Raw genomic sequence first — 14663 nt, forward strand, 5'->3', positions numbered from 1 at the left:
GAGGCTCGCGAAGCCGAAGATGCGGGGAAGCTGCGCACGCATGCGGCCAAAGGTGCGATGGCGTGAACGGCTGCGCACGCATGCGGCCAAAGGCATGATGGCGCGAACGGCTGCGCTCGTATGTGGCCAAAGCGCACGAAACGATAACGAACGTGACGCGTCAACCCGAAATGGCATACAATAGCGCGATAAGTAATTCAACAGTTGGGGAGAAAGGACCGTTGCGCATGGGGAACGTGTTGCGAGTGCTCGGGCGCGACATCGTGCGCCTGGTCAAAGCGCCGGCGGCCCTCGTGGTGGTGATGGCCCTCCTCGTCTTGCCGTCGGTGTACACGTGGTACAACGTCGTCGGCTTCTGGAACCCCTACGACAACACGAGCCAGCTGCGCGTCGACGTGGTGAACGAGGACGTTGGAGGCTCGAGCGAGCTGACCGGGCAAGTGCGCGTCGGCGACATGATCGTCGAGAAGCTGCGCGAGAACGACCAGCTGGACTGGGCGTTCGTCGACCGCGACATGGCGATGGCGGAGCTTGAGTCGGGGGCGAGCTATGCGGTGTTCGTGATCCCCGAGGACTTCACCGCCAACCTGCTCACCCTCACCACGGGGGACTTCACCCAGCCGAACCTCCTCTACTACGTGAACGAGAAGCTCGGGCCCGTGGCGCCCAAGATCACCGACACGGGCGCCACCACGCTTGACGAGACCATCAACTCCGCGTTCGTCTCGACCGTGACCGACGCGGCAGTCGAGGCGCTTGACGCCGCGGCCGGCGAGTCGCGCGCGGCGGTTGACGAGTCGCGCACGCAGGCGCTCGGCAAGCTCGGCGAGGCCGTTTCGGTGATCGGCGGGGCGCGCGAGACGCTTGCCGGCGTGTCAGGCGCCACCGACGCCGCGCTCGCGCGGACGGAGGACGCGCGCGGCGTGCTCGCCGACGTGCGCGCCGAGATGGACCTGGCCGCCACGGCGCTCGCTCGGATGTCGGCCCAAGCTGCGCAGATGCAGGACGCGCTCTCGGGCTTCTCGGCCGACGCGCTGCCCGCGGTGGGCGAGGGCCTTGCGGCGATGTCGAGCCTGTCGGCGCAGGCGAGCAAGGCGATGAGGGATATGGCCGGCAACGCGGAGGGCGCGTCGGCGAGCGTGGGCGTGGCGCTTGCGCAGGCGAACGCGGTGGTGGGCGAAGGCGAGGCGCTCGCCCGCCACGTGCGCGCGCTTGCCGACGCGCTGCCCGATGACGGCAAGGACGCCGAAGGGAAGGCCGCGCTCACGTCCTTGGCCGACCGCCTCGACGAGGACAACGCCCGCGCCCGCGCGCTCGTGGCTGACCTCGAGGCGCTGAGCGCTGACGCCGAGGGCGCCTCCCAGGCCGTCGCGGACGCGGCGGCATCCTTCGACGCGGCCGTGCAGGGCGCCGTGGCCAGCGCCGACGCGTACGCGAACGCGCTCTTCACCTCGACCATCCCCCAGGTCAGCGCGGGCCTTTCGCGCCTCGCCGCCGCGACGGCCTCGCTGGAGGGCGCGCTCTCAGGCGAGCGGGTGGTCACAGACCAGATCGGGCTTGTGCTCGGCCAGCTCACGTCCACGCTCGAGAGCGCGCGCGAGGCCGTGGGCGCCACCGACGGCCTGCTCGGGGACCTCGAGGCGGGGCTCGACCTCGTGCGCACCGACGTGACGGCGCTCGGCAGCGCCGACGCGCTCAGCGAGATCTTCGGCGAGGACGGCCTCGACGCGGGCAAGATCGCCAGCTTCATGGGCGCGCCGACCGAGGTGGAGACCGTGCAGCTCTACCCGCTCAACGCCTACGGGTCGGCCATGGCGCCCCTGTTCATGAACTTGACGTTCTGGATCGGCGCGTTCATGCTGCTGGTCATCATGCGGCAGGAGGTCGACTCCGAGGGCATCCGCAACTTCACCCTCGCGCAGCGCTACCTGAGCCGCTTCGCGCTGTTCGCCGTGCTTGCCATGCTGCAGGCGGTCATCTGCTGCGCGGGCGTGCTGGCGCTCGGCGTCCAGGCGGAAAGCCCGCCGGCGCTCTTCCTGGCGGCGGCGGTGGCGTCGCTCGCGTACCTGAGCATCATCTACGCGCTGTCGGTCACCCTGCAGCACATCGGCAAGGGCATCTGCATCATCTTGGTGTTCGCCCAGATCCCGGGCGCGACGGGCCTGTACCCCGTCGAGATGACCTCGGCCTTCTTCCAGGCCGTCTACCCGCTGCTCCCCTTCACCTACGGCATCGGCGCCATGCGCGAGTCCATCTGCGGCTTCTACGGCAGCCAGTACGCGCATGACGTGGGCATGCTCCTGCTCTACTTCGCGGCGTTCATGGCGCTCGGGCTCGTGTTCCGCCCGCTTCTGGCGAACGTGAACCACATGGTGGCGCGCCAGGTCAGGCAGAGCGGCATCTTCAACGGCGAGGACGTGGAGGTCCCCGTGCGCCCCTATCGCTTCTCGCAGCTCGTCCGCGCGCTGTCTGACAAGGAGGAGTATCGCCGCGAGATCACGCGGCGCTACGCGAGCTTCATGCGCTGGTACCCGCGCCTCATCCGCGGCTCGGTGGCGGCGGGCGTCGCCATCCCGGTGACGCTCATGCTCGTGTTCGCGCTCACGCCGACGGAGAAGGTGGTGCTGCTCACGGCGTGCCTCGTGTCGCTGGCGGCGCTGCTCGTGTTCCTGGTGGTGGTGGAGAGCATGCGCTACAGCTTCGAGCGGCAGATGAGCCTCGAGGACATGAGCGAGGAGAGCCTGCTCGGGCTCTACTCGTCGCGCAACCGCATGCAGCGCCCGGGGGAGGAAGCGGGCGCGGACGCCGCGGGAGCCGTGCAGGCCGCGCCAGCGGACGCCGCGAGCGTTGTGCAGGCCGCGCCAGCAGGCGCGGCGGCGAAGCCAGGCGAAGGCGCGGGCGCGGGCGCCGCGGGAGCTGTGCAGGCCGCGCCAGCGGGCGCCGCGGGCGCGAAGGGCGGTGAGGGGCGTGCGTAACGTCTGGACGCTGTTCAGAAGCGACATGAAGCGGCTGTTCGCGAACGTGGTGAGCATCATCATCGTGGTGGGGCTCGTGGTCATGCCGTCGATCTTCACCTGGTACAACGTGATCGCGTGTTGGGACGTGTTCGGCAACACGGGCAACCTCAAGGTGGCCGTGGCCAACGTCGACGAGGGCTACGAGAGCGACCTGGTGCCCTTGCGCGTGAACGTGGGCGAGCAGGTGGTGAGCGCGCTGCGCGCCAACGACGAGATCGACTGGGTCTTCACCTCGGAGGCCGACGCCGTCGACGGCGCGCGGTCGGGCCGCTACTACGCGGCCGTGGTCATCCCCGCGAGCTTCAGCCGCGACATGCTCACGTTCTACGCGGCCGACGTGCAGCACGCCAAGATCGTCTACTACGCCAACGAGAAGAAGAACGCCATTGCGCCGAAGGTCACCGACAAGGGAGCCGACTCGGTGTCGTACCAGGTGAACGAAGTGTTCGCCGAGACGCTCTCCGAGCTTGCGCTCGGCATCGCCGAGGCGCTCGCCGCCTACGCGGACGATGCTGACCTCGGCGGGCGCATCGGCGAGCTCTCGGGGCACGTGCGCGCGATGGCCTCGCAGATGGACGAGGCCGCGCGCGTGCTGCTGCTCTACGGGAAGCTGGCGTCGACGTCGGGCGAGCTCGTGCAGAGCTCGTCTGACCTGGTGGCGTCCGCGCGCGCCGAGGCCGAGGGCATGGCTGCGTCGCTGCCGCAGGACACGGCGTCGGTGGTGAGCCTCGTCGAGGCGCTCAAGGCGTCGGTGAAGCGGCTCTCGGACGCGCTCGACGCGTCCGCGTCGAGCTTCGGCGAGGTGTCGGCGCAGATAGACGCGCTGTTCGACGCGGCGGCGAGCGAGTCGGCCGCAGGTGCCGAGCGCCTGCGCGCCCAGGCGGGCGCCGTGGCCGACCAGGCGGCGCTCTACCGGAAGGCGGCCTCGGAGCTCGAGGCGCTCGTCGGCGTGGTGCCCGCCGACCAGGCGAGCGCGCTTCAGGGCCTCGCTGCCATGACGCGCGCGACGGCCGAGCTGCTCGAGGACATGAGCGCGCGCCTCGCGAGCGCGGCGGACAAGCTCGAGGCGGGCAACGCCGACGTGCAGGCCGAGCGCGACGAGGTGAAGGCGCTCGCGGCGTCTGCCGAGCAGAAGGTCGCCGACGTGAAGCGCGCCTTCGACGACAAGCTCATCCCCGTCCTGGATGACCTGGCCGCCGACGCGACGGCGTTTGCGGGGTACGTGGAGGACGGCAAGGGCAGGCTCGACGCCATCGACGCGAGCCTGGCGGGCTCGGCCGGGTCGGTGGCGGATGCGATCAGCGACGGCGCGGGCAAGCTCGATGCCACCGCGGCGGACCTCGGCGATCTGGCGGGCAGGCTGCGCGGCATGGCCGACGCCATCGACGCGGCGCTGGCGTCGGGCGACGCCGAGGCGCTGCGCGCGGTCCTCGGCTCCGACGTGCAGGGGCTCTCCCGGGCGCTCGCGGCGCCGGTGGGCGTCGAGCGCGTGGCCGTGTTCCCCTCCGAGAACTTCGGCTCGGCCATGTCGCCGCTCTACGCCACGTTGGCCCTGTTCATCGGCGCGCTGCTCATCCTCGTGGTGGTGAAGCCCACGGTGTCGCCGCGCGCGCAGGCCAACCTCGAAAACCCGAAGCCGCGCGAGCTGCTCTTGGGCCGCTTCGGCGTGATGGCGTTCGTCTCGCTTCTGCAGAGCACGCTTCTGGGCTTGGGCAACCTGTTCTTCCTGCAGGTGCAGGTGGCGCATCCGTGGCTCTACCTGCTGTGCTTCTGGGTGGCGGGGCTCGTGTTCACCGCGATCGTCTACGCGCTCGTGTCGGCGTTCGCCAACCTCGGCAAGGCCATGGCGGTGCTGCTGCTCATCATCCAGGTGACGGGCTGCGGCGGGTCGTTCCCGCTGCAGATCCTGCCCGGGTTCGTGCAGGCGCTGAGCGGGTTCCTCCCGGCGACGCACGTGGTGGGCGCCATGCGCGCGGCGATGTTCGGCACCTACGGCAACGACTACTGGGTGCAGCTCGGCGAGCTCATGCTGTTCCTCGTGCCCGCGGCGTTCATCGGGCTTGTGCTGCGCAAGCCGCTCGCGGCGTTCATGGGGTGGTATATTGAGAAGGTCGAGGACTCCAAGCTGGTGAAGTAGGGGCGCGACGCTGCGCGCCCGGCTTTGGCGGGCGGCGGCCGTCGCGCCAAGGCGGGGGCGGCGCGCTGGGGTGTGAGCGGCGCTGTCGCGAGGGCGGCGCGCGCCGCTGTGAGCAGGGAAGGGCAGGTGAGCGATTTGGAGCTGGTCGAGGGCAACGCGAAGCTGGTCGAAGACGAGCGGGGGCTCTCCCTCGTCGAGGGCGACCTGGTGCTGCGCGGCGACTTCACGCGCCTGCTCAACCGCATCCGCCCCGTGAACCTGGGGCGCGAGCTGCTCGTCAAGGCGGCGAAGCCCCGAAGCCTCGGGCCCGATCCCGTGGCCGTCGACGCCACGGCGGGCCTCGGCGAGGACGCGCTCCTGCTCGCCGCCGCGGGCTTCTCGGTGCGCCTCATCGAGCGCAACCCCCAGGTGGCGGCCCTCTTGCGCGACGCGCTGCGCCGCGGGCGGGAGAACCCGCGGCTCGCGCCCGCCATCGCGCGCATGGAGCTCGTCGAGGGCGACAGCCTCGAGGTGCTGCCGCGCCTGGACGCGCCGCCTGACCTCATCCTGCTCGACCCCATGTTCCCCGCGCGGCGCAAGAGCGCGGCGAGCAAGAAGAAGATGCAGCTCTTCCAGCACCTCGAGTGCCCGTGCGACGTGGAGGAGGCGCTCCTGCATGCCGCCATCGCCGCGCGCCCGCGCAAGGTCATCGTGAAGCGCCCCGTGCGCGGCCCGCATCTGGCCGGCGTCAAGCCCGCCTACGCGATCACCGGCAAGACCGTCCGCTACGACTGCATCGTTCTGCCGCGTGATGGGAGGGGTCAGTAGCAGAAGCCCCACCAACAAGAGGCCCGCCGCAACATGCGGCGGGCCTCTTGCGTTTCCTTTCAATACGTAGCGGCTCGAAACGGCTGTTCGAGAGGCTGCTCAGGGCTTCTGCTGCCTTCTGCTGCAGCCCCTTCCCGAACCCCGTTCTCTTCCCTTACGCGGTCTGCGCGGCTTCGGGGGCGTCTTTGCCGAGGTGCACCTCGTTGCCGGCGCGCAGCTGGTCGCGGTACTCGGCCGTGGCGGTGAACAGCACGTCAGACGAGGAGTTCAGCGCCGTCTCGCAGGAGTCCTGGATCACGCCGATGATGAAGCCGATGGCGACCACCTGCATGGACACGTCGGGGTCGACGCCGAGCAGGGAGCAGGCCAGCGGGATGAGCAGCAGCGACCCGCCCGCGACGCCCGACGCGCCGCACGCGCTCACGGCGGCGAGCACGGAGAGGATGACGCCGGTCACCGGGTGGACGGCGATGCCGAGCGTATGCGCCGCGACCATGGACATCACGGTGATGGTGACCGCCGCGCCCGCCATGTTGATGGTGGCGCCGAGCGGGATGGAGACGGAGTAGTTGTCCTTGTCGAGCCCCAGCTTGCGGCACAGCTCCATGTTCACCGGGATGTTCGCGGCGGAGCTGCGGGTGAAGAACGCCGTGATGCCGGAGTCCTTCAGGCAGCGCAGCACGAGCGGGTAGGGGTTCTTCCTCGTGCAGGAGAACACCAGGAGCGGGTTCGTGACCAGCGCGATGAAGAGCATGCAGCCCACGAGCAGCAGGATGAGCTGGCCGTACTCGACGAAGATGTCCAGGCCGTTGGTGGACACGCTCGTGTACACGAGGCCGAGGATGCCGAACGGGGCCAGGTTGATCACCCAGCGCACCACCTTCGACACCGCGTCAGACACGGCCGAGAACACGTCCTTCACGTTCTGGCTGGCGGCGCGCAGGGCGATGCCGAGCATGACGGCCCAGGCGAGGATGCCGAGGAAGTTGGCGTTGGCCAGCGAGTCGACGGGGTTGGCCACCACGTTGGTGAGCAGCGTGGTGAGCACGACGCCCACGTCGTCAGGCGAGGACTGCTCCACGTTTGGGTCGACTGCCAGCGTGATCTCGATGGGGAAGACCATGGTGGCCACGACCGCCACGACGGCGGCGATGAGCGTGCTGGCGACGTAGAGCAGCAGCACCATCTTCATGGAGCCCGCCGTCTTGGCGTTGGCTAGCGCGCTGATGACGAGGAAGAACACCAGGATCGGCGCCACGGCCTTCAAGGCCGACACGAACAGGGTGCCGAGAAGCGTGATGAACGTGTCGACGCCCTCCAGCGCGGCCAGGCCGGCGCCGGAGGCTCCCGCCATCGCGGGGGGAACGGCCAGCGCGAGGACCACGCCGATGACCAGGCCGACGATGATGCGCTTGATCAGGCTGACCTCGCTGTATTTCTTTGCTATGTCTTTGACGGCCATAACCGTCGTCTCCCTTCTCTCCCTCGCGCGCGCCTGCGCCGTCTTTGCCAAAACCGGGGGGCCGGACTTGGCGAAAAGGGCGCGCTCAGGCGCGTCGCAGCTTGTGCAATGGCGGGTATCATACCATATGGAGAAAGTGTGAACATACAGCAAGCCGACAAAGGCGGGCGAAGGCGCGCGAAGGCCCTCAATCGGGTCAGCTGCGGAAGGGGGGCGTGGCATGGCCGGTCAGCTGCGGAGAAGGGGAGCGTGGTGCAGCCGGCCAGCTGCAGAGGGCCGAATGCGGCCAAGCCAGCTGAGAAGAAGAAAAAGATGGTGCGGGCGAAAGGACTTGAACCTTCACGGGTTTCCCCACCAGAACCTAAATCTGGCGCGTCTGCCAATTCCGCCACGCCCGCACGGCGCGCAATCCCGGGGCACGAGCGCCTCCGGCAATCCCGGAGCGCGAGCGCCTCCGACGCGGAGGGCCGAGGCGCGAAGCGTCCCGGCCTGCGCCGCCGGAGCGCCTCTGCGCGTCCGACAGCCTGTATATGATAGCAGAAACCTTGTGGACGCGGGCGACGAGGTTATGGCACCGAGCCGCCATATGTGCGATAATCACGAGCTGGTGTGCTTCCGAGCGCTCGCCTGGCATGCGCGGCGCGCGCGTACGAGGCGCCTCGGCAAGCGCATGGCGCTCATTCGCGCCAGAAACGGTAAACGATGGAGGATATACGTGGACATTACAGTAGAGGCCCTGGAGGACAACAAGATCAAGGTGACCGTCACCGTCGAGGCCAAGGACGTTGACGCGGCCGTCAAGAAGACCTACCGAGACTTCGCCCAGAAGTACAGCTTCCCGGGCTTCCGCAAGGGCCGCGCCCCGCGCCCGGTCATCGACAACGCGCTCGGCGCCGAGGCCGTCATGGCGACGGTGACCGAGGACGTCATCAACAAGGCGTACCCGCAGGTCGTCGAGTCCGAGAAGCTCTTCCCGGTCGGCTCGCCCGAGTTCGGCGACGCCGGCATGGTGGAAGCGGGCAAGCCCTTCACCTTCGACTTCACGCTGTCGGTGAAGCCCGAGGTCGAGCTCACCTCCTATGAGCCGGTGTCCATCGAGCTGCCCGTGGCGGGCGTGTCCGACGCCGAGCTCGAGGAGCAGGTCACCGCCCTGCGCGAGCACTACGTCACCTACGAGGACGCCTCCGCCGCCACCAAGATGAAGCCCGAGAACTACGCCGACCTGGCCATCAAGGCCACCGACGCCGAGGGCGCCGACATCGCCGCCATCAGCACGGAGTCGCGCCTGTACGGCCCGGCCACCGGCATGCTCTCCGAGGCGTTCGACGCCGAGATCATGGGCATGAAGAAGGGCCAGTCCAAGGAGTTTGCGCTCGAGGTCGCCGAGGACGAGACGTCGGTCCTGCTGTCCGCCCAGGCCGGCAAGACGGTGAGCTTCGAGGTGACCATGAACGTGGTCAAGAAGAAGGTCGTCCCCGAGCTGACCGACGAGTGGGCGCGCGACACCATGGGCTTCGAGGACGCCGCCGACCTCAAGGCGCGCGTGAGCGAGTCCATCGAGGCGCAGAAGGCCGACCTCATGCCGCGCATGAAGGAGGGCGCCTGCGTGAGCGAGCTCATCAAGCGCTTCGAGGGCGAGGTGCCCGAGGCGCTGGCCGAGGAGGCCGAGGCCAACCTGCTGCAGGACTTCTTCACCCAGCTGCAGCGCCAGAACGTGAGCTTCGACGCCTACCTGGCCCAGCAGGGCATGAACGCCGAGCAGTTCAAGGCCGACGTGAAGCTGCAGGCCGCTGACGAGGCCAAGCAGCAGCTCGCGCTCGACGCGTGGGCGCGCGCCAAGGGCATCGAGGCCACCGACGCAGACGTCACCGCCGAGTTCGCGAAGGCCGGGCTCGACAACCCCGCGCAGGTCGAGAAGGAGTGGCGCGAGACGGGCCGCCTCTACCTCATCCGCGAGGGCATCGTGCGCGCGAAGGCCATGACCGACGTCATGGACACCGCGCAGGTGACCGAGGTCGACTACGCCGCCCAGGCCCAGGCCGAGAAGAAGGCCAAGAAGGCCGCGAAGAAGAAGGCGAAGAAGGAGGAGGCCGCCGACGCTCCTGCCGAGGCCGCCGAGGCCGCTGAGGCTGCCGACGCCGAGTAGCCGCGGCGCCGTCGCGCCTGCGTCTGACGCCTGATGCCACGAAGGCCGCCTGGGGCGCTCACCTGCCCTAGACGGCCTTCTGCTGTGTTCGTTTCCTGTTCGCGTCTTGCGCATGCGCGCCCGCTCCATCACTATGTCAGGTGAACTATTGAGGGGCCTGCCGTCTGACCTGCGCCGCTCCGCGCCATCGCGCATCGAGCCGCGCGCGCTGCGCGCGTCGCGCGCGTCGGCGGGCGGGCCTAAAGCGTACGAAAGTGAGGAACCATGGGCATCGAACGAGTGAGCAACGCGCTCATTCCCTACGTCATCGAGCAGTCGCCGCGCGGCGAGCGCAGCTACGACATCTACTCGCGCCTGCTCAACGACCGCATCATCTTTCTGGGCGAGCCCATCGACGACCACGTGGCCAACTCGGTGGTAGCCCAGCTTCTGCACCTCGAGAGCGCCGACCCCGAGAAGGACATCTCGCTCTACATCAACTCGCCGGGCGGCAGCGTGTCGGCGGGCCTGGCCATCTACGACACCATGCAGTTCGTCAAGTGCGACGTGTCCACCATCTGCCTGGGCATGGCGGCCTCCATGGCGGTGCCGCTGCTCACCGGCGGCGCGCCCGGGAAGCGCTTCATCCTGCCGAACGCGCAGGTCATGATGCACCAGCCCATGGGCGGCACCGGCGACGGCCACACGCAGCAGAGCGACATCCAGATCATGGCCGACGAGATCAAGAAGACGCGCGACCGCCTCGAGGGCATCATCGCGAAGCACTGCGGCAAGCCCCAGGAGCAGGTGCACGTCGACTGCGAGCGCGACAACTGGCTCACCGCCGAAGAGGCGCAGGCCTACGGCCTGGTCGACCAGATCATCACCCACCACGGCGCCTAACGCCCACGTCAACGAGCGGAAACCGATCACATGAACCAGCAACGTTCCAACCCGACCCTCGACGAGTCAGGCAACCCCATCTTCTGTGCGTTCTGCGGCAAGAACCCCAACCAGGTCAACGCCATGATCTCGGGGCCCAACGGCATCTACATCTGCGACGAGTGCATCTCGGTGTGCGCCGACGCCATGATGCGCGACATGGGCTTCTTCATGCAGCAGGAGCCTGAGCCGGCTCCCGAGCCCGAGCCCGCCCGCCGCGGCCGCCACAGCCGCCACGCGCAGGAGGTGCCCGAGGAGGCCTACTACGACGAGGACGACCCCTCGCCGGCCGAGCTCCTAGGCGACCTCCCCACGCCGCACGAGCTCTACGCCCATCTGAGCGAGCACGTGGTGGGGCAGGAGGCCGCCAAGCGCGCGCTGTCCGTGGCGGTGTACAACCACTACAAGCGCATCTCCATGGGCGCGGTCGCCGAGGAGGGCGACGTGGAGCTGGCCAAGAGCAACATCATGCTCCTCGGCCCCACGGGAAGCGGCAAGACGCTCCTCGCGCAGACGCTCGCGCGCACGCTGCAGGTGCCCTTCGCCATCGCCGACGCCACCACGCTCACCGAGGCGGGGTACGTGGGCGAGGACGTAGAGAACATCCTGCTGAAGCTCATCACGGCAGCTGACTTCGACGTCCCGCGCGCCGAGATCGGCATCATCTACATCGACGAGATCGACAAGATCGCGCGCAAGGCCGAGAACCTCTCGATCACGCGCGACGTGTCGGGCGAGGGCGTGCAGCAGTCGCTGCTGAAGATCGTGGAGGGCTGCGAGGCGTCCGTGCCGCCGCAGGGCGGGCGCAAGCACCCCCAGCAGGAGCTCATCCACATCGACACCACGAACATCCTGTTCATCCTGGGCGGCGCGTTCGTGGGCCTGGCTGACATCATCGCGCAGCGCGTGGGCAAGAAGGGCCTGGGGTTCGTGGCCGAGCTGCCTGAGTCGAAGAAGCAGGCCGAGGCCGAGCTTCTGGCGCAGGTGCTGCCCGAGGACCTCAACAAGTACGGCATGATCCCCGAGTTCGTGGGCCGCATCCCGGTCATCACGAACCTCGAGGAGCTGACCGAGGACGACCTGGTGCGCATCTTGGTCGAGCCGAAGAACGCGCTCGTGAAGCAGTATACGCGCATGTTCGAGTTCGAGGAGAGCATGCTCCTGTTCGAGCCGGAGGCCCTGCGTGCCATCGCGCACGAGGCCGTCGAGCACGGCACGGGCGCGCGCGGCCTGCGCTCCATCTGCGAGCGCGTGCTCATGGACGTGATGTACGACCTGCCCGAGCACGTCGGCGTCACGCGCGTCGTGGTGCGCGCGAGCGACATCACCGGCGAGACGGTGCCGGTGATCGAGCACGTCGGCGAAGAGCACGAGCTCGCCGCGCTGAGCGCGTAGGGGAGCGGCGTTCGCGCAAGGGCGTCGGCGGCCGCCTGACCGCGGCGCATGGTAGGCAAGAGTGACACGGAGAAGAAGGCACATGGCAGACAACACGCAGGAGAAGAAGATCGACTACGATTTCGCGGCACACGAGCGGCCGCTGTTCGAGGCGTGGCGCGACGCGGGGTACTTCCAGCGCACGCCGGGCTTCGGCGCGCACAAGGACGACTCGTACACCATCGTCATCCCGCCGCCGAACGTCACGGGCGTGCTGCACATGGGCCATGCCCTCAACGACACCATCCAGGACGCCTGCATCCGCCGCGCGCGCATGCGCGGCTACCAGACGCGCTGGATCCTCGGCACCGACCACGCGGGCATCGCCACGCAGACCAAGGTGGACAAGCACCTCGCCGAGCAGGGCATCAACCGCCGCGAGATCGGGCGCGAGGCGTTCATCGAGGCGTGCCAGGAGTGGCGCCGCGACTACGGTGGGCGCATCGTGAGCCAGATCGCCGCCATGGGCTGCTCGTGCGACTACGCTGACGAGCAGTTCACCATGAGCCCCGAGTTCTCGCGCGCCGTGCGCCAGGTGTTCTGCGACTGGTACCACGACGGCATCGTGTACCGCGGCAAGCGCATCGTGAACTGGTGCCCGCACTGCACCACGGCCATCGCCGACGACGAGGCCGAGTACGAGGACGAGGCCGGGCACCTGTGGCATCTGCGCTACCCGCTCGTGGAGCCCGTCGACGGCGTCGAGTACATCGTGGTGGCCACCACGCGCCCCGAGACCATGCTCGGCGACACGGGCGTGGCGGTGAACCCCTCCGACGAGCGCTACAAGGGCCTCGTGGCGTCGGGCGCGAAGGTGCGCCTGCCGCTCGTGGACCGCGAGATCCCCGTGTTCGCCGACTTCTACGTGGACGCCTCCTTCGGCACGGGCTGCGTGAAGGTCACGCCGGCGCACGACCCCAACGACTTCGCCATGGGCGAGCGCGCGGGCCTGCCCAAGATCAACATCTTCGACGAGACGGCGCACGTGGTGGAGGGCTTCGGGAAGTTCTCCGGCATGAGCCGCGACGAGGCGCGCGAGGCCGTGGTGGCCGCGTTCGACGAGCTCGGCCTGCTCGACCACGTGGAGGACCACGACCACTCCGTCATGCACTGCTACCGCTGCCACAACACGCTCGAGCCGTGGCTGTCGGAGCAGTGGTTCGTGGCCGTTGACGGCCTGAAGAGGCGCGCCGCCGAGGTGGTGGAGAACGGCCAGGTCACGTTCCATCCCGAGCGCTGGAAGCAGGTCTACCTCGACTGGCTGGCCAACCTCAAGGACTGGTGCATCTCGCGCCAGCTGTGGTGGGGCCACCAGATCCCCATGTACTACTGCGACGCCTGCGGCTGGCAGGACGCGCGCGTCGACGGCGTGGACGCCTGCCCCGAGTGCGGCGCTGAGGTGCGCCAGGACGAGGACGTGCTCGACACGTGGTTCTCGAGCCAGCTGTGGCCCTTCGCCACGCAGGGCTGGGCCGACGCGGGCATGGACGCGCCCGAGCTGGCCGCGCACTACCCGACGCAGGTGCTCTCCACCGCGCGCGACATCATGGGCCTGTGGGTGGCGCGCATGGTGATGTCGTCCATGTACTGCACGGGCGAGATCCCCTTCAAGGACGTCATCATCCACCCGACGGTCATGGGCGCCGACGGCAAGCCCATGAGCAAGAGCCGCGGCAACGGCGTGGACCCGGTGAAGCTCATGGAGGACTACGGCGCCGACGGCATGCGCTTCGGGCTGCTTCTGCAGGTCACGGGCGCGCAGGCCATGCGCTTCGACTACCAGAAGATCGAGAGCTCGCGCAACTTCGCGAACAAGATCCGCAACGCCGCGCGCTTCGCGCTCATGCACCTCGACGGCTTTGAGCCGGGCGAGCCCGAGCTCGTCACGCCCGCCGACCAGTGGATCTTCTCGCGCCTGGCGGCGCTCGTGGCCGACGTGGACGCGGCGTTCGACGCGTACGAGTTCGGCGAGCTCACGCGCGCCCTCTACGGCTTCGTCTGGAACGAGTTCTGCGACTGGTACATCGAGTTCTCGAAGGCGCGCCTCGGCGCGTCGGCTGACCCGGCCGACCGCCTGGCCTGCCAGCGCAACCTCGTCTACGTGCTCGACCAGGTGCTGCGCCTTCTGCACCCCATCATGCCGTTCGTGACCGAGGAGCTGTTCGGCCAAATGCCGGGACGCGCCGAGGGCGAGCTTCTGATCGGCGCGGAGTGGCCTGACGCCGAGAAGCTCGCGCGCTACCGCGACCCGCAGGCCGAGCGCGCCATCGCCATGGTGTGCGAGGTGGTGGGCTCCATCCGCTCGGCGCGCTCGCGCTACGGGATCTCGCCGAAGGTGGCGCTCGACGTGGCGGTGAAGGCGTCGGCGGACGACGCGGCGCTGCTCGAGGCGCAGGCGGCGCTCGTGACCTCGCTCGCGAACGTGAGCTCGCTCGAGGTGGGCGAGGACGTGGCGAAGCCCGCGGAGTCCTCCGTGGCGCTCGGCGCGGGCCTCGAGGTGTACACCTGCCTCGCCGGCCACGTCGACTTCGAGGCGGAGCGCGCCCGCATGACGCGCGAGCAGGGCAAGCTCTCCAAGGACGCGGCCAAGCTCGAGAAGAAGCTCTCGAACCCGGGCTTCCTGGCGAAGGCGGCCCCCGAGATCATCGAGAAGGACCGCGCCAAGCTCGCCGAGCTGAACGACAAGCTCGCGCGCCTGGCGGAGCAGATCGCCGAGCTGGGCTAACCGGGCTCCTGCGG

The 14663-nt window shown here is 68.9% G+C and carries 8 protein-coding genes and 1 tRNA gene; 7 read left to right on the forward strand and 2 right to left on the reverse strand.

The genetic code is table 11. From position 1 onward, the window contains the following. Positions 1–227: 227 nt before the first annotated feature. From G7Y49_RS02720 to G7Y49_RS02730, 3 genes are all read left to right on the forward strand, one after another. Positions 228–2975, forward strand: a complete 2748-nt coding sequence (locus G7Y49_RS02720; protein ID WP_165170971.1) for a YhgE/Pip domain-containing protein — start codon at positions 228–230, stop codon at positions 2973–2975. After that, positions 2968–5154, forward strand: coding sequence for a YhgE/Pip domain-containing protein (locus tag G7Y49_RS02725; protein ID WP_165170973.1), 2187 nt, complete (start codon positions 2968–2970; stop codon positions 5152–5154). Before G7Y49_RS02720 ends, G7Y49_RS02725 begins: the two co-directional genes overlap by 8 nt. Before the next feature lie 126 nt (positions 5155–5280). Next, entirely contained in the window at positions 5281–5961 is a 681-nt protein-coding gene (locus G7Y49_RS02730) for a class I SAM-dependent methyltransferase (RefSeq protein WP_241157237.1), read from the forward strand. Between the two features lie 154 nt (positions 5962–6115). Here the strand turns inward: G7Y49_RS02730 and sstT are convergent, their stop codons facing one another. Next, on the reverse strand, positions 6116–7423 hold the full coding sequence (gene sstT / locus G7Y49_RS02735) for a serine/threonine transporter SstT (RefSeq protein ID WP_165170977.1): 1308 nt from the start codon (positions 7421–7423) through the stop codon (positions 6116–6118). Positions 7424–7736: 313 nt separating this feature from the next. Beyond that, positions 7737–7821, reverse strand: a tRNA-Leu gene (locus G7Y49_RS02740). Between the two features lie 317 nt (positions 7822–8138). Here G7Y49_RS02740 and tig point away from each other — a divergent pair. From tig to G7Y49_RS02760, 4 genes are all read left to right on the forward strand, one after another. Next, a complete protein-coding gene (gene tig / locus G7Y49_RS02745; protein WP_165170979.1) occupies positions 8139–9569 on the forward strand; it encodes a trigger factor in 1431 nt (476 codons plus the stop codon). A gap of 264 nt (positions 9570–9833) precedes the next feature. Beyond that, complete coding sequence (locus tag G7Y49_RS02750) at positions 9834–10451, forward strand: ATP-dependent Clp protease proteolytic subunit (protein ID WP_165170981.1); 618 nt, start codon at positions 9834–9836, stop codon at positions 10449–10451. 30 nt (positions 10452–10481) lie between these two features. After that, a complete protein-coding gene (gene clpX / locus G7Y49_RS02755; protein WP_165170983.1) occupies positions 10482–11885 on the forward strand; it encodes an ATP-dependent Clp protease ATP-binding subunit ClpX in 1404 nt (467 codons plus the stop codon). 82 nt (positions 11886–11967) lie between these two features. Continuing rightward, entirely contained in the window at positions 11968–14649 is a 2682-nt protein-coding gene (locus G7Y49_RS02760; RefSeq protein WP_165170995.1) for a valine--tRNA ligase, read from the forward strand. Positions 14650–14663: the final 14 nt, after the last annotated feature.

This window comes from Adlercreutzia sp. ZJ242 (genome assembly GCF_011038995.1).
Classification (GTDB): domain Bacteria; phylum Actinomycetota; class Coriobacteriia; order Coriobacteriales; family Eggerthellaceae; genus CAAEEV01.

Bases quoted from the DNA above. Each gene is read 5' to 3' on its own strand.
- G7Y49_RS02750 (WP_165170981.1), top strand. From the start codon at position 9,834: ATGGGCATCGAACGAGTGAGCAACGCGCTCATTCCCTACGTCATCGAG.
- sstT (WP_165170977.1), bottom strand. From the start codon at position 7,423: ATGGCCGTCAAAGACATAGCAAAGAAATACAGCGAGGTCAGCCTGATC.
- G7Y49_RS02760 (WP_165170995.1), top strand. From the start codon at position 11,968: ATGGCAGACAACACGCAGGAGAAGAAGATCGACTACGATTTCGCGGCA.
- clpX (WP_165170983.1), top strand. From the start codon at position 10,482: ATGAACCAGCAACGTTCCAACCCGACCCTCGACGAGTCAGGCAACCCC.
- G7Y49_RS02720 (WP_165170971.1), top strand. From the start codon at position 228: ATGGGGAACGTGTTGCGAGTGCTCGGGCGCGACATCGTGCGCCTGGTC.